22 protein-coding genes are annotated in these 19967 nt (G+C 44.5%); all 22 read right to left on the reverse strand.

The genetic code is table 11. The features are described 5' to 3' along the window. Positions 1-5: 5 nt before the first annotated feature. The 22 genes from BLR15_RS06615 to BLR15_RS06710 all read right to left on the reverse strand — a co-directional run bounded on the left by BLR15_RS06615 (position 6) and on the right by BLR15_RS06710 (position 19946). On the reverse strand, positions 6-1364 hold the full coding sequence (locus BLR15_RS06615; RefSeq protein ID WP_092985893.1) for an ABC transporter substrate-binding protein: 1359 nt from the start codon (positions 1362-1364) through the stop codon (positions 6-8). A 6-nt stretch (positions 1365-1370) separates the two neighbouring features. Further along, positions 1371-2192, reverse strand: coding sequence for a carbohydrate ABC transporter permease (locus BLR15_RS06620; protein WP_092985895.1), 822 nt, complete (start codon positions 2190-2192; stop codon positions 1371-1373). A 9-nt stretch (positions 2193-2201) separates the two neighbouring features. Next, positions 2202-3095 (reverse strand): carbohydrate ABC transporter permease, encoded by an 894-nt coding sequence (locus BLR15_RS06625; protein ID WP_092985897.1) that lies wholly within the window; start codon positions 3093-3095, stop codon positions 2202-2204. After that, positions 3085-4140 (reverse strand): ABC transporter ATP-binding protein, encoded by a 1056-nt coding sequence (locus tag BLR15_RS06630; protein ID WP_092985899.1) that lies wholly within the window; start codon positions 4138-4140, stop codon positions 3085-3087. The genes BLR15_RS06625 and BLR15_RS06630 overlap by 11 nt, the downstream gene beginning before the upstream one ends. 254 nt (positions 4141-4394) lie before the next feature. Further along, positions 4395-4529, reverse strand: coding sequence for a hypothetical protein (locus tag BLR15_RS14380; protein ID WP_281182363.1), 135 nt, complete (start codon positions 4527-4529; stop codon positions 4395-4397). 205 nt (positions 4530-4734) lie between these two features. Next, complete coding sequence (locus tag BLR15_RS06635) at positions 4735-5901, reverse strand: M24 family metallopeptidase (RefSeq protein ID WP_092985901.1); 1167 nt, start codon at positions 5899-5901, stop codon at positions 4735-4737. Between the two features lie 22 nt (positions 5902-5923). Beyond that, positions 5924-6370 carry a hypothetical protein gene (locus BLR15_RS06640; RefSeq protein ID WP_092985903.1) on the reverse strand — a complete coding sequence of 149 codons (447 nt, stop codon included), beginning with the start codon at positions 6368-6370 and terminating at the stop codon, positions 5924-5926. Positions 6371-6384: 14 nt separating this feature from the next. Then, positions 6385-8025 (reverse strand): sodium/proline symporter, encoded by a 1641-nt coding sequence (locus BLR15_RS06645; RefSeq protein ID WP_092985905.1) that lies wholly within the window; start codon positions 8023-8025, stop codon positions 6385-6387. A gap of 3 nt (positions 8026-8028) precedes the next feature. After that, a complete protein-coding gene (locus tag BLR15_RS14005; RefSeq protein ID WP_176754077.1) occupies positions 8029-8181 on the reverse strand; it encodes a hypothetical protein in 153 nt (50 codons plus the stop codon). A 184-nt stretch (positions 8182-8365) separates the two neighbouring features. Next, positions 8366-10375, reverse strand: a complete 2010-nt coding sequence (locus BLR15_RS06650) for a penicillin-binding transpeptidase domain-containing protein (RefSeq protein ID WP_092985907.1) — start codon at positions 10373-10375, stop codon at positions 8366-8368. Positions 10376-10466: 91 nt separating this feature from the next. Then, positions 10467-11759: a CapA family protein gene (locus BLR15_RS06655; protein WP_092985909.1), complete on the reverse strand. Its 1293-nt coding sequence runs from the start codon at positions 11757-11759 to the stop codon at positions 10467-10469. Beyond that, positions 11737-12573: a M15 family metallopeptidase gene (locus tag BLR15_RS06660; protein WP_092985911.1), complete on the reverse strand. Its 837-nt coding sequence runs from the start codon at positions 12571-12573 to the stop codon at positions 11737-11739. Before BLR15_RS06660 ends, BLR15_RS06655 begins: the two co-directional genes overlap by 23 nt. A gap of 117 nt (positions 12574-12690) precedes the next feature. Beyond that, positions 12691-13374 (reverse strand): DUF421 domain-containing protein, encoded by a 684-nt coding sequence (locus BLR15_RS06665; RefSeq protein ID WP_176754078.1) that lies wholly within the window; start codon positions 13372-13374, stop codon positions 12691-12693. A gap of 45 nt (positions 13375-13419) precedes the next feature. Then, entirely contained in the window at positions 13420-13776 is a 357-nt protein-coding gene (locus BLR15_RS06670) for a SpoIIAA family protein (RefSeq protein WP_092985915.1), read from the reverse strand. Between the two features lie 132 nt (positions 13777-13908). Beyond that, a complete protein-coding gene (locus BLR15_RS06675) occupies positions 13909-14811 on the reverse strand; it encodes a VOC family protein (protein ID WP_092985917.1) in 903 nt (300 codons plus the stop codon). A 121-nt stretch (positions 14812-14932) separates the two neighbouring features. Then, the gene (gene panD / locus BLR15_RS06680; RefSeq protein WP_092985919.1) at positions 14933-15334 is read right to left on the reverse strand and encodes an aspartate 1-decarboxylase; all 402 of its coding nucleotides are present in this window, start codon (positions 15332-15334) and stop codon (positions 14933-14935) included. Positions 15335-15587: 253 nt separating this feature from the next. Next, entirely contained in the window at positions 15588-16106 is a 519-nt protein-coding gene (ssb, locus tag BLR15_RS06685) for a single-stranded DNA-binding protein (RefSeq protein ID WP_092985921.1), read from the reverse strand. 31 nt (positions 16107-16137) lie between these two features. Next, positions 16138-16446 (reverse strand): 30S ribosomal protein S6, encoded by a 309-nt coding sequence (rpsF, locus tag BLR15_RS06690; RefSeq protein WP_092985923.1) that lies wholly within the window; start codon positions 16444-16446, stop codon positions 16138-16140. Between the two features lie 424 nt (positions 16447-16870). Next, a complete protein-coding gene (gene ychF / locus BLR15_RS06695; protein ID WP_092985925.1) occupies positions 16871-17971 on the reverse strand; it encodes a redox-regulated ATPase YchF in 1101 nt (366 codons plus the stop codon). A 12-nt stretch (positions 17972-17983) separates the two neighbouring features. Beyond that, entirely contained in the window at positions 17984-18181 is a 198-nt protein-coding gene (locus tag BLR15_RS06700) for a DUF951 domain-containing protein (protein ID WP_052255227.1), read from the reverse strand. Further along, entirely contained in the window at positions 18181-19131 is a 951-nt protein-coding gene (locus tag BLR15_RS06705) for a mechanosensitive ion channel family protein (protein WP_052255228.1), read from the reverse strand. Before BLR15_RS06705 ends, BLR15_RS06700 begins: the two co-directional genes overlap by 1 nt. A gap of 11 nt (positions 19132-19142) precedes the next feature. Next, positions 19143-19946, reverse strand: a complete 804-nt coding sequence (locus BLR15_RS06710; RefSeq protein ID WP_052255783.1) for a ParB/RepB/Spo0J family partition protein — start codon at positions 19944-19946, stop codon at positions 19143-19145. Positions 19947-19967: the final 21 nt, after the last annotated feature.

Here is a 19967-nt window from a genome sequence, read left to right on the forward strand (position 1 = left end):
CAATATCAGTTGTTTTCTTCAATAATCTGAACTGTCTCTTCTTCAAGTGTCTGCATCGTGTCCTGGACATCCTCACCATCGATCAGCATGTTGTCCTGGGCCTGCGTCATCAGATCCCAGTATTCACCCGAACCGACAAACAGCGGTGAAGCTGTTGCATATTCAGTTTCAAGTGCAGCCGCTTCGGCTCTTGGATTTTCTTCAAGATATTCCTGGTAATCTTCTGATTCAACCCCTGCATTCGTCACAGGAACATATCCTGTGTCCATTGCCCATTTCGCAGTATTTTCAGGCTGCAGCAGAAATTCCATGAATGCCATTGCACCCTGCTGCTCTTCATCAGATGCCGACGAGAACACTGTCAAGTCATTTCCTGCCAGCAATGTCAACGGGTCTCCACCGCCATACACCGGAAGTTCAGCAGTGGACCATGATACATCATTTTCTTCGGCTGCCGGTGCAACGTGTGCAAGACCTGCGGATGAACCGATATAGAATAAAATTTCTCCCTGACTGAACGGGCCGGACATGAAGCCATCTTCACCTGCTGTACGCATCCAGCCTTCTTCCACACCATCCGCGATGAACTGCATGGGTTCCACTGCTGCTTCGCCTCCGATATCCACAGTCGACAAGTCATCGGATATCCATTCCGCGCCATTTTGACGCGCCATGGTTTCAAGCTCCATATGAACAGTGGCTTCAAGACCCATTGCGAATCTTTCATCACCATCTTCAGACATCTGACTGCCGATTTCCTGGATTTCCTCCCATGTTTCAGGAACTTCCACGCCAAGTTCTTCAACAATATCATCATTTACATAAAGTACACGTACAGACTTGGAAAACGGCATTGCCATAATTTCATCCTGGTATGTTGCACCTTCAAGAAAGCCCTGGAAAATATCTTCCTGGATTTCCGGGTCAAAGTGTTCGGATAAAAGGTCATCAAGGGGTACAATCAGGTCATTCGACGCCCAGTCCGGTATATTGGATGACGTTGCCTGGGCAAGAGTCGGAAGATCATCGGAAACGCCTGAAGCCATGATGCTCTGATTCAATGTTTCATAGTCACCCTGGTTTTGTTCAACAACTGTATAATCATCCTGTGACTCGTTGAACGCATCCGTCAGTTCCGTAATTGCGTCCTGGTGAGGTCCGCTCATCGCATGCCAAAAAGTAATTTCCGTTCCGTCATCTGACGCTTCGCCATCTTCACTGCCTTCCGTATCTCCTGAAGAAGCTTCACCTGTGTCTCCATTTTCTTCTCCCGCTCCGTCTGAATTTCCGGAATCCCCATTACATGCTGCGAGTACGACAGTGACAACGATCAACATCAAAAATGATAATAGTTTTTTATTCATTAAATACTATCCTTTCGTTCCTGTATTTGTAATGCCCCGAATGATATATTTCTGGAATATCAGGTAGAAAATGACCATTGGTATAATGACGAATGTCGAGGCGGCCATTAATAATTCAAAGCGTGTGCCTGCTTCTGTGGTGAATGCCTGGAGTCCGACCGGCAAAGTGCGCATCGATGTATCGTTCGTTACAAGGAGCGGCCATAAAAATGCATTCCATGATCCGACTGCTTTCAATACGACCATTGTGATAATGGCTGACATACTCATCGGAACAAGGATCCTCCACAAAAACATGAAGTCCGAACATCCATCCACCTTCGCCGCGTAATAATAATCATCTGAAACAGATTGAAACTGCTGTTTGACTATAAATACCGAGAATACACTTGCCAGCCACGGGACGATCAGTGCCATATATGTATTGATCCACTCCAGATTTGCAAGTGTCACAAAGTTCGGAATGATGAACAGTTCCCCGGGCACCATCATAGTCGCCAGTAAGACAGCGAATATTACATCTTTTCCATAAAAATTTAACCTCGCAAATGCAAATGCTGCCAAAATTGCTGTGATTGCTTCACCGAATGTGCTTAAACCGGTGACTATGACACTGTTGAATAAATACTGTCCAAACGGAGTCACTTCAAAAGCTTCCAAATAGTTGCCGAACTGAAATGGGTCTGGAATCCAGGCCGGCGGCATTGCTACAGCCTGTCCGGCAGTTTTCAGCGATGTTGCGATCATCCAGTAGAATGGAATAATCATGGTGACCGCTCCGATGGCGAGCAGTATGTATGTGGCCGTTTTTCCTGTCAGATACTTCATGATTCCCTCCTATCTGTAATGGACAAAACGCTTATTCAGCCATAACTGGGCGAGCGTAAATATCAGAATAATAACAAATAATACAATACCCGAAGCTGCAGCGACGCTGTAGTCAAATTCTGTATAGAACTTTTTATATAAATAGTATACGACTGTAATTGTCGAGTTCGACGGCCCCGGCTGTCCATTGAATAATGCATAGATTTCATCGAATACTTTAAAGTTGTTGATGAAAGATATGATTGACACGAGAAATATTGTCGGACTGAGTAAGGGGACAGTTATATTTCTGAACCGCTGCCACGTTGATGCACCGTCTATTTTTGCTGCATTGTAGTAAGTCTTACTGATTGTACCGAGACCGACCAGGAACAACAGTATGTTAAATCCAAGACTTTTCCAGATTGACATGATAATCGCCGCCGGCATTGCCCAGTCGGGGCTGGTCAGCCAGTTGATCGATTCTATACCGAAAAGACCCAGAAAATAATTGATCAGTCCGTAATTCGAATGATACAGCCATCTCCAGACAATCGATATTGCGACTGTACTCGTTACAAACGGCAAAAAGTATATCGATTGGAAAACCGGTCTTAAAAACTTTATGTTATTCAGCATGATCGCGATGAATAACGAAATGATAATTGAAATCGGCGTGACAAACAGTACATAAACAAACGTGTTCGTCAGTGCTTCATGAAACTCTTCATCTGAAAACAATATGTTGAAGTTCTCCAGAGTATAGCCGTCATTTTCACCAGAAAACATATTGTAGTTTTCATAAAAAGCCATAGCAAATGACTTAAATATCGGATAGATATTAAAAACGCCTATGATGATAAGCATCGGCAGAAGATACAGAAATGCTCTGAAGGTCACCTTCCAGGTTTTCTTATTCTGCATCGGAGATCACCATGCGAATCCCTTCGCTGTCAAAGTAAAACAAGCTGGCAGGTTTCGAACCGAATGATACTTGGTCACCTACATCGAACACCACCGGAATATCCGCGATGATAACTTCTGTACCGTCAGCGGTCTTCACCTTGACTGTGCGTTCTTTCCCGACAATCTCGATATGTGTAACTTCACCGGTGAAGAGACCTGCTCCAGGTTCTGTCTGTGTGAGCGACTCCGGCCGGATGCCGATGGTCTCGACGTCTTTCTTTTTAAGTTGTGCCACCAGACGCTCCGGCAATGCATCAGCTATCTGGTCCAGTGAAAATGTGTTAATCGACGGGCTGCCCAGAAATTTCGCCACAAAAAGATTTTGGGGATTTTCATATAAATCCATTGGTGTACTGCTCTGCTGTATAACCCCCTGATCGAGAACCATCACTTTATCGGAGATGCTGAGTGCTTCTGCCTGATCATGAGTGACAAATACTGTCGTCACACCAGTCTGCTGCTGAATCCTTCTGATTTCCTCCCGCATGACTGTACGTAATTTGGCATCCAGATTGGACAGTGGTTCGTCCATCAGGAGAATGGACGGTTTTTTCGCCAGTGCACGTGCGATTGCCACACGCTGCTGCTGTCCGCCTGATAACTGATTCGGTTTTTTATTCAAATGATCAGAAATCTGGACAAGATCCGCAAACTCACGTGCCGTCTCCATACGCTCTTTTTTGGATACTTTCGCCATTTTCAGCGGGAAAGCAATATTGTCGATCACGGATAAATGGGGGTAAAGTGCATAATTTTGAAACACCATGCCCACTTTACGTGAGACTGCATCCAATCTCGTAACATCCCTATCATTAAATGTGATCTTTCCGCCACTTGGAAAAAGCAAGCCGGAAATCAGCATCAGAGTCGTAGATTTACCACATCCCGAAGGTCCAAGAATGGAGACTAGAGAATGATCTTCTATAGTGAAACTCATATCATTCAGTACAGTCCTGCTGCTGCCATCGTACGTCATCGAAACATCATTGAATTGAACTTCCATTTACAACCTCCTCACCCCGTGCAGTCTCAGGGTAATTTCAGTCTATCAATCCATTTTTAATTGTTTGTTAATATTCAAATAAATTATTGTGTAATTCATATTATTGTAGTACTGTAGAGTACTGGAAAATTATATTCATGGATACGCACCGTCCGAAAACATCTCAGTTCAAAGGCTCTGTATGCCGTAATATATATTTAATCATCTTATTATTCTGTGTATTTTGTTAAAATTGTGTAAAAGATAAAAAAGAGTCACCAGAAAATAAATTCCGGTGACTCTTTTAGTGTGGTTTTTAATTTGTATTCAGCATCCGGATGGAAACCATGAATGAGCTGTTTCTGTCCGGATAAAAACTCGAATTCCGGATGGAATTCAAATTTGGTCACTTTCCATCCGGATTTTCACTGATATTCCGGATAGAAAACTGATTTCTCTTAACCTGTCCGATTTCCGAGTAGGAATCCGGATAGAATTGTGATTGCAGCCAAATCTGTCAGGTTCCAGCAGAGATTCTTCGTAAGCTCTCACTAATTCTGACAGAAGCTTACGTTTCCAACAGCCGGCACGCTTCTCCAAAGGCTTGACCAACCTTTATTTTCCTACGATCAGCTCGTTATGGTCCTTGGTAAACGGCGTTAAATATTCGAAGCCGTCTTTTGTTACCAGTATGCTGTCGCCGACCTGGGTGCGGTAGTCATCTGAGTCGGCGCCGCCGTCGACGGCGAAGGTCATGCCTTCTTCGAGTACTGCCTTGCTGCCCTTTTCAAGCGCAGGGTACGCATTGTATGAGAATCCGATTGAACGGCCTGCTCTGAATGGAATCGGATAGCCATTTTCTTCAATCACTTCTGCATATGCTTTGAATACGTCTTCAGCCATTGCTCCCGGCTTAATCTGCGACAATGCAGCTTTCTGTGCTTCTTCTGCAACGTTAAGCATTTCAGCCACTTTGTCATTCATGTCTCCGACAAATAAAATACGGTCGAAGCCGACAAAGAAGTTCTTGAACTCCGCAGTACCGCAGTGGCAGATGAATAATGGCTCACCTTCGATGAGTTTGTTCATACTGCTTCTGTGGTGGCACATCGTAATATCCGGGCCGGAAGCCATGACCTGCTTGTTTCCGATGCCGGGGTAGTTGAACACCTGCCAGTCCTTATAATGTTCTTCCATAAGTTTCGCAGCGTGACGTGTGCCCGCTTCTTTGGAAGCGAGTTCCACTTCATATTCATAAACGCCCGGTGCAGCGACATCCATCGCACCTTTCAGCATTTCGACGGCCACTTCTCCGGCATGTCTTGCAATTTGAATTTCCTGAGGGTCTTTAACACTTCTCAGTTTGTCAATTTCCCCGCCGATATCTGAAATACGATCTTTCGGAATCACATCTCCGATGAAATCCCAGATCATTCTTGGAATCCACATATAGTCTACACTGACTTTGTAATCTTTGTACTTATCAAGGTATCCCTGCAACGGAGGACGCCATTCTTCATCAATACCGTCCGTCCACGGCACCACTTTCGTCACATCTGTCTGCCTGTTTGCCATTTCCTCTTCCATGACCGGCACAATCAGTACAGAGTCACCATCCACTGTCTGGACAAATATATTCGGCCTGCCCCATTCTATACCAAGCGCACCGTGGTAGCCCGTCAGATAATAAACATAATCTGGATTTGTAATAATCGCTACTGCATCGTCCTGTTCCCGCAATTTGTCCATGACGAGTGATCTTCTTGATTTGAAATCAAACACTGTATCCCTGCTTTCATATAGATTATAAGTCTTCCCCTGTCAGACCTTTGACAGAGTCCACCAATATTTCCTTACCGTCTATCTGCGAGAAGAAAAATGCTTTGTATACTTCCTGCTGCTGTACAATTTCTATTTCCGGGTTTCTGAATGCATGAAATTTATGCATCACCCACCTGATCACCAGTTTACGTGCCTTATTGACAGCTTCTTCCGAGGTCAGTACCGGCGGCACCAATGCTGATGCATCAATATCGATCTCATTCGTTTCAGGGAACATATTTGAACGGAGCGGCACACCTTTTACAAGATCCACCGTAATGACCGTCCATGCCGTTCTCGGCTTCATCAATATCCGCGGCATCGTCACTTTGCATAAGACGATCAAATACGGATAACCGACCAGCTCTCTATCGTTTAAATCCATTGGTGTATTTATGATGGAGACCTGTTTGTTCTGAACGTCATCCATATACTTTCATCCCTTTATCCATTCGCTTCGCTCGATCTTGTCAGTCTGAATGTACCCGCCGATTTATACTCGCGGTCAACCAGGTCCATGATGATCTCTTTTTCAGTCTTATTGTCCAGATTGCTCGCTTTCAGATTTTCAATGACATGTTCATCCGAAGGCAGGAATGTGAATCTGCCAAGTTCGTTCTTCTCGGTGAAATCATCCCATAATTGATCAAAGTCATCGTCTTCAGGCGGTCTTGTGAACAGGCTGACCACTACGATTGCAACCAATGCTGCAATAAATGCCGGTCCGCCTTCATAAATATCAACCGGCGGCCAGAAGTACCATACTACAGTAACAACCGGTCCGACGATCATACCTGTGATCGCGCCGATTTTAGTCACACCCTTCCAGAAAATTGAAAGGATCATCGGCGGTCCGAAACATGTCGCAAGACCCGCCCAAGCAAATACTGCAAGCCAGAAGACCGAATCCAGCGGATTCAGAGCGATGGTGATTGCGAACGCACCGAGTACAGCCGTTGCAACACGTGAGATGAGAATCGTCTTATCTTCTCTGAGTTCACCTTTATTGAAAATTTTATTCCACATATCTTCAGCAATTGTTGAAGATGCGATTAAAAGCATGGAGTCGATGGATGACATCATTGCTGACAATGCTGCCGACACAATGATACCTGCAAGCCACCAAGGCAACAGTTCAACAGTCATTGTCGGGAAAATATGTTCCGGATTATCAATGCCCGGAAATAATGCAAGACCGGACATACCGATCAGTACAGCACCGTAGTATGCAATCATCATCCAGACGATACCGATCAGTGCAATACGTTTTACATCACGCGTATTTCTAAGTGCCATATAACGCACTAAAACGTGCGGGGAACCGTTGAATCCGATTCCGATGAATAAGTAACTGATGATCGCAATCAGGCCGGCAACAGTCAGTGCAGAGTTACCAAAGAATGGTGCCAGGAATTCCTCGCCCATCATGTCTGACAGCTGGTAGCCCATTTCCGTGAAACCGCCAATTTCTATAATACCGAGAATCGGCAGTACGAAAAATGCAAATGCCATAAGTAAACCTTGTATAAAGTCGGTCAGGGACACCGCTAGGAAACCGCCCATCAACGTATAGATGATCGTAACGATACCGCCGACGATGACACCCGTTGAAAAGCTGACCCCGAGTACGACTTCAAATAAAACACCGAATGCCACGAACTGAGCCGTAACGTATACAGTCATGAAGACTGTCATGACAACGATGGATACCCATCTCATCACATGTGTGTCATCTTTGAAACGTGCGGACAGAAAGTCCGGCACTGTAATTGAATTTTGCAGCTCTGATAAACGGCGTATTCTCTTTGCGAAGAACAGCCAGTTGAAGATTGAGAACACACTTGATACTGCGTTCCATGCTGCACTCATACCTGTCGAGTATGCCTCACCAGGCAGACCGACCGTCATAAAACCACTTGATTCCGATGCTTTTTCACTCATGGATAAAACCCATGGTCCAAGATTCCTTCCTCCTAAAAAGTACTCGGAAGAACCCTTGCTGCTCAGTCTGGCAGACCACATACCGAGGCCCAACAGAAATACGAGATAAAGGATTACGATTAATAATATACCAGTACCACCCATTGGTTAGACCTCCTCATTTCTTTTTTGTTTATAAAAAAGTTCGTTTTCCAATTTTTCCATTTTAACTTCCCGGATATACCAGATGACGACTGAACCGATGAAAAGTATAGGCGGCAATATTAAAATCAGCCACCCTGATATTGGAAATGCGTCCATATTGAAAATCTCCTTCCCGTCAGAATTTTTTATGAAAAAATTACTTGAACGTCGAGCGAAATTATTCAGATAATTATAAAAAGCTTAGCATAGTAAAATTGGATAGTAAACCGAGTTGGCGCGGTTTTACGGATGAAAAAACGCTTACCCCGTATATATAAGGGATAAACGTTTTTAAATAATTTTATTCTTCCCCGGCTCTGTATGCATCCTGGATGTCTGCAAATTTCTGTGCCGAGTATTCACTCATGCCACGGTCTTCCACATCGTCGGCATAGAGACTCAAAACCATATCTTTAGAATCCTGGTCATAGCCGATGAACCATCCCGTTTCAGAACCGCGGGTGTCCTGGGACATTTTATTCTCACTGGTGCCGGTCTTGCCTGCAAAAGATGCATAATCCCTCTCCATGTCGTCTGCATGATAGTCGGTGACTACACTTCTCATTGCACTTTCAAGATAGTCCAGGTCATCCTCGCCTGCGATATTCCCCACCTGGACTTCATCTTCCGAGTCTGCGAGTATGTGCGGTACGTAAATATCACCGCCGTTTATCACACCTGCATAGATCGAAGTGATCTGTATCGGTGAAATCAGCAGCTCGCCCTGGCCGTATGCACTGTCGGCAAGGAGCACTTCATTTTCAATCGGTTCTTCATTTGCAACCTGGCTCGTGTATATCGGATAGTCGGTATCATACTCTTCGCCGATACCGAGCGCCTGCATGCCTTCAGTGAACCGTTCGCCGCCAAGTTCCAGCATGGTCTGTGCAAAGTAGATGTTGTCGGAACTTGTAATGGCACGGTCGAGGTCGAATTCACCATCTTCCACATGATAGCGGTTGACGTTGTAGCCGCCCCATGAATCGTCCTTCTGCCAGCTTTTTCCTGTAATTTCACGGGTGGCATCACGTTCAAAACCATCGGTGTTCAGTGCCACCAGCGCGGACAGGATCTTCTGTGTCGAACCCGGTGAAGTCGTCCGGTTGAATTTACCGACCAGTGGATTTTCATCATCATTCTGGAGTTCTTCCAGGTCATTCTGGCTGATGCCGAACATGAAATCGTACGGGCTCGGGCTCGGATAGCTGACCGTAGCAAGCATATCTCCATTGTCAGGATCCAGTGCCACGCTTGAGCCAGAATCTTCTTCCATCTCGCTGTAGATGATCTCCTGCAGTTCGCTGTCTATCGTCAGGACGATATCCGAGCCGTCCTTCGCCTCTTCGCTGAATAACGTTTCGACGACATTGCCATTGTTATCCGTAATCGCGATTTCATAACCGCTTTTCGGCTGCAGACGCTCATCGTATAACTGTTCCAGACCACGCTTACCGGTCATGTCACCCTCACTCAAATAATCGGATGCTTCAAGTTCTTCCGCATTCACGCCGCCGACATAGCCGAGGAGGTGGAATGCCGCTTCATCGAGGACATATTCACGGGCAGGCTGCTCGCGGACCTGCAGATTATGCTCTTCAAAGTCCGATTTGTCCTCTTCGGAAAAACGATGGGTTTCCTTTACAGGTACAAACATCCCTTCACCGATCCAGTCCTGATTGAAAGTGCTCTCCAGTGATTCTTCGCTGATTCCAAGTTCATCGCTTAGGGCGGTCAAGTCATCTTCATCCACTTCGCCCGCAACAAATCCGACCACTTCCTTATGCCCGTTGAATGCCAGCGGTTCACCCGACTGATCCTGAATTTCGCCGCGTTCTCCGTTAGTAAAATTAAAGTCCAGAACATGACTGCCAAGCCCCGGGATGATCATGTCAGGGGTCCACTCCAAATGCCAGTCATTTTCATCTTCATCATAGAGCAGACTGAGTTCAATATCACGGTTCAGTTCACCATAGCCTGTAGCGAGTGACCAGTCACCTTCATAAATTTTATGGAAGTCGGTGGAACTTTCCTCATTCAGTTCAAGATTGCTGATTTCCCGTGATTCCACACCGAGATCTTCATATAGATTTTCATAGCGCTCCGTGACATCTTCAGCACTGTATTCCGCCTGCGTCTCTTCGCTTAAACTTTCATAAATCTCTGCGTATTCCCCGGATTCATACTGTGAAACATAATTATTGAGTGATTCATCTTCACCCGCCTGAAAAACATTTGTAAAGTTGAACAATACAAATACTGCAATGCCTAATAGAGCTAACACACTGATACTTATTCCTATCCATTTTTTCATCTTTACACCTGCAATTCCATGATTTAAAAAGAATAAACGAACAGATCATTGACAAAGAGCGTCAACAAATCGTCCGTTCATTCAGATTTTATTATTCCATATTCAATCTTGAATCTGTACGTTCAAGTGAGCGGTCGAGACGTTCCAATATACTGTCCGGCAGGTTTTCGTCATCCTGGAAATCCTCAACAGGAAGTATCTCGTAGTCAAACGGCCGCTCGCCGGTTTCACTGTGGCGGTACACCCATGTCGGTGTGTAATGTATGTCTGCCACTGTCGTTTCGCCGGACGCCGTATCCTTTTCAATGTCGAAGTTCATGATCACACCGTCTTCATTCGGCTGGAAGTCCTCACCGATTGTTTCAAGCCGCTGGTTGGAGACGAAATTCCCCAATGAATAAGCGACGAATGCTTCATGTTCACCATCGCTGGATTCAATACTTTCCCCGCGCTGAAGCACGTGCGGGTGTGAACCGATGATGAGGTCCACGCCCTGATCCGCTAAAAACTGTGCGTAATGTTTCTGGCTGTCACCCGGCTCCTCTACATATTCAGGGCCCCAGTGCATGTATGTGAGAATGATGTCCGGATCGTCCTCTTTAGCCGCATCGATAGCCTCCGTCAAATTCTCTTCAGACATGACATCGATCATATTGTATATTTCTTCGTCGGTATACGGTTCTCCCATACCATTCATGCTTTCAGTAAATGCCAGCAACGCCACTTTGACACCGTTGACATCCTTAATGACATGGCGCTCCTCCGGTGCTTCCTCATATGTACCGATAACATCCATACCTGCCCCCTCAATCATCCGGACCGTCCGTTCGACGCCCTCGGCGCCCATATCCAGGCTGTGGTTGTTCGAAGTCACCAATGCATCAAACCCCGCATAATCCACATCTTCTACAATTTCATCCGGTGTATTGAACAGTGGAAAGCCTGCATACCCCCGGTCTTCTCCCGCAACTGTCGTCTCGAAGTTGCCGATCGCAAGGTCCGCTTCTTCAAGATATGGCTTCACGTGCTCGAAGACCGGTTTAAAATCGTATGAATCCGTCTCTTCGACGTAGGCTCCCCAATACTGCTCATCGTGCGCCATGATATCACCGACTGTCGAGATTGAAATCTCCGTCGTTTCAGGTTCTGTTGCTGCTTCGCCATTCTCTTCCGATTCGTCATCTTCCGAACCGTCACTTTCCGAATCACCTTCGGTTGCATCTTCAGTATTTTCACCACTTTCCGATTCTTCACCCTGTTCATTGTCATCGCTTAAAAAAGTGAAAGTGCCGTATGCCGCACCGATGACAATAATGAGCAACAATACAGGAACCAGTATTTTAAATAAGATTGAATTGTTTTTATTCCGCTCGGTTCTCTTCAATGTCTATCCCACTCTCCAAAATATATTCTTCATAAGTCAGACCGCTTTCTTTTATATCATGAGCCAGCTCTTTACCGACATATCTCAAGTGCCAAGGTTCATACATGTAGCCGGTAATATCTTCCTTGCCTTCATGATAGCGGATGATGAATCCGTAGACGTGAGCATTGTTTTTTACCCACCCGCCTTCAGCCGTTTCACCGAAAGATTCCAGCAGTTCATAACCGACACTTTCACTCGTCACATCCATTGCGAGACCGGTCTGATGTTCACTGGCCCCCGGAGGTGCGCTGAAGCGGCTCGCCGCCTCCTCACCGTGCGTTTCAACAAAACTGCCGTATTGTATCTCCTGTGTACCGTATGAACGGTAGCCGGACCTTGCATGTAAATAGATGTCTTCTTCCTCTGCCGAATCGAACATTTCTTTCAGTGCCTCAGCTGCCGGCGCCCGGAGCTGGTTGATTTCCGGATGGTCCGGGAATATGAGCGGTACTTCGACACGCACCAGATCATCCGGTACATAATCTTCACTCAGCAGGTACTGCCTGTTTACCAGCGCTTCAATGCTGCTTTCATCAAACACTTCCTCCTCAGTTACAATCTCATATTTATGTGACTCGGCCTCTTCATTTTCAGGTGTCGTTTCTGCAGAATCTTCCTCTTCCTCAGAGTTTTCCCCGTCTACATCCGGTTCCTCTGTCACTTCAGATGTTTCCGATTCTTCAGGCTCTGCCTCCGGTTCAGAATTGCATGCTGTGAGTACCACTGCCGCAAACAACAGACAAATGAACTTTCCCTCTATAATATGTTTCATTGCATTCACCTTAAATATATATGTATTTTTCTTAGTTTAATTTAACCACAGTACGGCTTTCTATACCATCACTTAGGTAAAAAAAGACCCGGTTTTTTTCGGGCCTTCATAAAAATTCTATTCATCAAAATCATACATCCTGCCGTCGTAATCCTGAATATGCCAGCCTTTTTCATAGTTCCATTCTGCATAATAAATATCGCCAATCTGTTTGCCAATGCCGGCTAAAGCACTTTCCAGCCAGTTTTTGTCCCTATCCAGTTCCTCCAGCTGATAACCGATGACTTTGCCGTCACCGATCAGTGTGTAAGAAGGTGTATCGAGCGGCTGATTCTGCTCCGACTGTTTTTTAAGTACAGTGAGCTGACCGCTGTTTTCAAACATTACATAGTTGACTTCCCTGAGAGAAAATATACCTTCCACTCTGAGCAGCTGACCGAGCTCTTCTATTTCCAGGTTGAGATTCTCCATTTTATGATAGAGCAGTTTTCCCTCTTTAATGAGCGTTACCGGTTTGCCTTTGACCACATGCCGGATAGCGCCTGACTTCTGTGTGACTTTTTCGAAAAGATAGATCAGCACACTCCAGATGGCGAGAACAAAAATCATATTCGGAATTGTCACCGTCGGGTCATACATCGCATCCTTGATAACACCGCCGAGCACCAGTGCATAAACAAAGTCAAGCAGCGTCACCTGGGCCATCTCTTTTTTACCCAGCAGTCTGATGACGATGATGACACCAATCAGGCCGACGATCAGTTTTGAAGCCATATGAAGATACTCTGTCACTACATCCATTACATTCATTCCTTTACCTGATATGATTGTTCAAATACACCGGAGCTACTCTTTGACCCAGCTCCAGCCGGCATCAATATCCGGTTTGTTAAACTGTTTTACATTTATGCCCGGCAGGATATCAGCCAGTGACGCACTTTTCTTCAGCACTTCATCATCCGCGACAAGCGCAATTTTCCCATACTGATTCCAATGCTTCGCATCGATGAACATGCCTTTCATCACAGCACCGGCATCCACATCATCGAGCTTTTTCAAATAGACCAGTGCATTGATTTCATCACTGTCACCGTAATGATCGTTTAAAAAGGCGTCTGCCTTTTCCATATCCTCTTTTGTAATTCCGCCGTCAACTTCCATGTAGACCACATTCTGATAATCACTTTCATTTATTTTCAGCATATTATGTGCATTCCTCCTTAAATGGATATACAGTCATCCGCTATCCTTAATCGCATGTCAAAAACATGATTTACATGAAAAATGAATATAAAAAAAGAAACCCTGCAGGGTTTCTTCTGAATAGAGCCGGTTTCACGACCCTTCATAGGCCGCTTCCAATTCAGCAACATCAAACTTTTTCATCTTTAAGAATGCTTCGGTCACCCGTTTCAGCTGTTCGGGTGTCCCTTTTTCAACCATGTCATCCATCATCTTAGGTATTATCTGCCACGATACACCGTATTTATCTTTCAGCCAGCCGCACTCTTCAGCTTCCGGTACATGTGAAAGTTTATCCCAGTAATAATCAATTTCAGCCTGATCTTCACATTTGACCATCAGCGAAACACCCTCGCTGAAGTTGAATTCATGATTCATCGCGGAATCCATCAGTGCAAAACATTGATTTTCCAGTTCAAACTGTCCCTGGGCGATATGCGTCGTTAAATTCGGTTCCATATTTCCCGGGTAATAATAAACACCGTCCACTTTTGAATCCTTGAAAATATCAATATAGAAATTCATTGCTTCTTCCGCTTTTCCGAGGTTGTCATTGATGAACATCAGAGCGGGTATGACTCTGTTATCAATTTCTTCTGCAGCTTCTTCCGTCTGGTACAGCTGCCACGAAGTGCCATACTTATCTTCGACCCAGCCGTACAGTTCACTGAAATCATATTTCTGAAACGGCATCACGGCCCTGCCTTCTCCGGCAAGCGTTTCCCATATTTTCTTAAATTCATTCTGTTCATCTTTGGTGAAAACGAGCATAAATGAGATGGATGGATTTTTAGTGGCGTAAGGGCCCGCACTGATACCCATAAAACGGTATCCCATCACTTCAAAGTCAACCTGTTCGGCATCGCCGGAAGGTGTTCCTTCAAAAACATCCGAATAGAGCACTTTGGAATCTGGAAATAAATCTGCGTAAAATTCTGCTGCCTCCATAGCTTCTGTATCAAACCATAAATGCGGTACGATTTTTTGATATGACAAAATGATTCACCCCTTAGATTTGTTACTCCATTTTACAATGGAACCGGTTTTTATTTTTATTCTAATCTGTCATGTTCATAAAAAAGACGGCACATCATCGTGAACCGCCTTTCATCATCAATTATTCCACATTTTGAACATCTGCAATCATCTGCGCTACATCGTGTTCTTCAATGTTTGTGATCTGATTGTTCTCATCCATGAAAACGACTTTCGGTTTCAAGTCCTGAATCTCTTCTTCGGACATTTCTGCCATGCTCAAAATTATCACAAGATCACCTTTTGAGAACAGGTGGGCAGGCGGGCCGTTCAGACAGATCTTTCCGCCGCCAGCTTCAGCAGGCAAAGCATACGTCTTCCACCTTGCCGCATTACTCAAATTTGTAATCTGAACCATTTCGTATGGGTGGATATTTGCCTCTTTCATCAGTTTCGCATCGATCGTAATACTGCCTACATAATCCAGGTCAGCCTCCGTTACTGTCGCGCGGTGCAGCTTACCTTTACACATCATTCTTTTCATTTGAAATTCTCCTCCCGGCCCCGGCTCATGACTGATCAGCCGGATTGAATACCATATCTTTTATTTAAGATTACACTAACATAAAACATCTGGGAAATAAAAACATAAAAAAGCGCCTGTGACCGAGTCACAGACGCTTTACACACATTTTATATTAAACATCCACACACATTGGATGCTTATTTGATTACACACACAGTTCACACACGTAATACGAAATTATTTCTATACTTTGATTAATTATGGTTAAATCTTAAAACGGTAAGTCATCATCACTGATATCTACCGGGCCATCTGCGTTTGCGAATGGATTTTCCTCAGTTCTATCCTGTTTAGGTGATGATTGAGCAGGTCTGGAGCCAGTTGACTGGTTGCCAGCGCCTCCACCGTACGCATTTGCATAATTATCTGCTGAGTTATAATTATTTTGAGATTGATTACTACCTTGTTGTCCTTTTGGCTCTAAAAACTGAACACTGTCACATACAACCTCGGTCACGTAAACTCTCTGGCCATCTTTATTCTCATAGTTTCTGGTCTGAATTCTGCCATCAATACCTACAAGACTGCCTTTTTGTACATACTGGTTAACGTTTTCCGCCTGTTTACGGAAAGTAACACAGTTTATAAAATCCGCACCACGTTCACCATTTTGTCCTGTAAAAGGACGATTGACTGCCAGGTTGAAAGTTGTAACAGATATATTGTTCTGACTGACTCTAAGTTCCGGGTCACGCGTCAGGCGACCGACCAATACAACACGGTTTATCATGCAATCAACTCCATGTCATTATTTGACTAAATTATTTGCTTGCTTTTTCTTCTGCCTGCTCATCACGGACAATGATATGACGAATGATATCATTGTTGATCTTAGCAAGACGCTCGAATTCTTGAGTAGCTGTGCCATCATCATTAACTTTGATGATTTGATAATATCCATCTGTGAAATCATTGATTTCATAAGCTAAACGACGTTTACCCCACTCTTTTGATTCGACGATTTCCGCACCGTTTGTAGTTAAAAGGTTATCAAAACGCTCTACTAAAGCTGTTTTTTCTTCCTCATCAATGTTTGGGCGGATTACATATAAAATTTCATATGCTCTCATCTTCTGCACCTCCTTATGGTCTTTCGCGGCTAATAACAAATCGTTATTAACAAGGAATAATTTTCATTACTCACAATCAATTATTATATCAGCAAAGTGGAGTTATTACAATAATTTAAAGTGGTTTTTATTTTAAATTTCTTGGGGGAGCAGGGTGTGTCATATGTCGTGACACGAAACGTCAGATTTCAGTAAGATTGTGTCAAAATCACGATCAAAACCGCACGAAACGCCAAAATTTACGGACTTTGTGCCGAAACTCCGATCAAAACCGCACGAAACGCCAAATTTCACGGACTTCGTGTCGAAACCCAAGCCAAATCGGCACGAAAAGCCAAAATTCACGGACTTCGTGTCGAAATCCAAAACAATTTGGCATAAAATATGCCACCCGGGGAAACCGGATGGCACTCTTATAATCAACCTATACATTAAATCTGAAATGGACAACGTCGCCGTCTTTCATGATATATTCTTTACCTTCAAGGCGGACTTTGCCCGCTTCTTTCGCCTTCAGTTCGCTGCCTGCTGCAACAAGGTCGTCGTAGGCCACGGTCTCTGCACGGATGAATCCTTTTTGGAAATCGGTATGGATGATGCCCGCGCATTCAGGGGCAGTCATACCTTTTTTAAATGTCCACGCACGGACTTCCTGAACGCCTGCAGTGAAGTATGTGGCAAGGCCGAGCAGATTGTACGAGGCACGTATCAGCTTATCGAGGCCGGACTCTTCAAGACCGAGCTCTTCCAAAAACATTTCCGTTTCATCGTCATCCAGTGCAGCGATCTCTTCTTCAACTTTTGCAGAAATGACAATGACTTCGGACCCTTCATTTTCAGCATATTCCTTGATTGCTGTCAGATGTTCATTCGCAGACAGATCCATCAAATCATCTTCTGCTACATTGGCCACATATAACATCGGTTTTCCAGTCAGCATGTGGAAGTGTTTCACTGCGTCCTGCTCTTCTTTTGAAAATTCAAGTGCACGGACCGGCAGGCCTTCTTCCAGTCCTTCTTTGATGCGTGTCAAAACGGCATATTCCGCCATCGCTTCCTTATCTTTCTGTTTTGTCATCTTTTCCACTCTCGGCAGTCGCTTTTCAACACTTTCAAGGTCTGCCAGAATCAATTCCATATTAATGACTTCAATATCTTCAATCGGATTCACATTGCCTGAAACGTGCGTTACGTTGTCATCATCGAACGCACGGACGACCTGCGTAATTGCATCCACTTCACGGATGTTTGCAAGGAATTTATTCCCCAGCCCTTCACCTTTTGAAGCACCTTTTACAATACCCGCGATATCCGTGAACTCGAACGCTGTCGGGATGGTCTTTTTAGGTTCGACCAGTTCTGTCAGTTTGTTCAGACGCTCGTCAGGCACTTCAACGATGCCGACGTTCGGGTCAATCGTTGCGAACGGATAGTTTGCAGCAACTGCACCTGCTTTTGTGATTGCATTAAATAAAGTGGATTTACCGACGTTTGGTAAGCCAACAATTCCTGCTGTTAAAGCCATGTTATTTCTCCTTTAATTACCATTAGATTTTTTTACGATGCGCTTCATGCGCTTTTCAAAATCCCGTCGCGCCATCATAATCGTGCGTGCGCATTCGGTACATTTTATTTTAATATCCGCCCCCATGCGGGTGATCTGGAAATTACTGCTGCCGCATGGATGCTGTTTTTTCATTTCAACTATATCATTTAAATCATATTCTTTTTTCATCATTCTTCACCTTTTCTCACTGATTCGTCAAAATCCTGAATATCCATTGACGGGACGGAAATATATACGCCGTTTTCAGCAAGGTGATTCTTGATTGCTTTTCTGTTGCGTCTTGTCGCACCGAAATGTTCCATCGGTTGTGTAATCAGCATCACTCTCATGATTGCTTCACCGTTCACGATATCGTTAAGCCCCAGAACCTGCGGTTTCTCGACAAGTGAATCATCCGCATCCATCGCTGTTTCAGCATAACTGTTCAACAGATCCTCCACATGGTCCAGATCTTCTGTCAGTGACAGATTGATATCAAGGAATGAGATTGAATTGTATTTGGAAAAGTTGATTACTTCATTGATTGTACCATTCGGGATGATGAACAATTCGCCTTCATACCCCTGGATTTTTGAAATACGCAGTCCCATGGAAAGGACTTCACCTTCTGCAACTGTCGTGCCGGATGTATTGATCCGTACAAAATCACCAGTATCAAACTGGTTTTCCAGTAAAATAAAGAACCCGGTCAACATGTCTTTGACTATGCTTTGTGCACCGAAACCGATGGCCAGACCAACGACACCGGCACCGGCAAGTAATGTCGCAACAGGGACGCCAAATGTTTCCAGCACCATGACGAACACGACGAACCAGATGAAGATGCTCACTGCATTCTGCAGTACATTGATCAGTGTTTTATTACGCTTGGCATTGCCCGGTTTTGGATTTTTACCTTTCAACTCTGCCTTTGATTTGAACGTAAAATAATTTTCAATGATGCGGTTCAATACTTTAACGATAATTCCCGCTACAATGATTAAAGCTACCGCGAATAATACATCTGTTCCTATACCGATCCATAAATCCGGATCTTTCAGTTCAGCAACAAGGCTCTCTATGAGCCCCAAAGTTTCTTCCACGTCGTTTCCAGTATTGAATAAGTTCGATAAACCCAATTTTAAGCCTCCTATGATTCTTCAAATAATTTCATCAATCGGTTGAATTCTTCTTCATTTTTAAATTCGAATGAAATCAGCCCTTTATTACGGGTCTTTTTTATTTCTACGGCTGTGCCGAATCTCTCTTTTAAATTACCTTCATGTTTAAGCAGGAAGTTCGGTTTTTCCTTCGGTGCCTTCTTTTTCGGCAACCGCATACTTCTCACATATTGTTCGAGTGCACGTACGCTCATACTTTCAGACACAGCTTTCTTTGCCGCTTCTTCCTGTGCAATCGGGTCTTTCAGACTGAGCAGCGTGCGCCCGTGTGCACCGGACAATTTCTTTTCATTGATCAGTTTTTTAACTGCATTCGGCAGATTGAGTATGCGCAGCATATTTGCGATGTACGGTCTTGACTTACCGAGTCTTTCAGCCACTTCTGACTGTGTCAGTTCCCGTTTTTCCATCAGCTGCCTGTAGCTCATCGCTTCTTCCAGCGGATTCAGATCCTCGCGCTGAAGGTTCTCGATGATGGCAAGTTCCATCATATCATCGTCCGACAGCTCTTTGACGATTGCCGGAATCGTTTTTCTGCCGGCAATTTTCGAGGCACGGAAACGTCTTTCTCCGACAACGATATCATATCCTTTGACCGATTTTCTTAAAATGATCGGCTGCAGTACACCATGTGTGCCGATGGAGTCCGCTAGTTCCTCCAGTTTCTCAGGATTGAATTCCACTCTTGGCTGATATGGATTTTTACGGATTTCCGACAGACTGACGTCGGTCACCGATTCTTCTTCGACACTTGTATTGAACAAGGCATCCAGACCTTTGCCGAGACGTTTTTT

The sequence above is a fragment of the Lacicoccus qingdaonensis genome, assembly GCF_900101075.1.
Taxonomy (GTDB): Bacteria; Bacillota; Bacilli; order Staphylococcales; family Salinicoccaceae; genus Lacicoccus; species Lacicoccus qingdaonensis.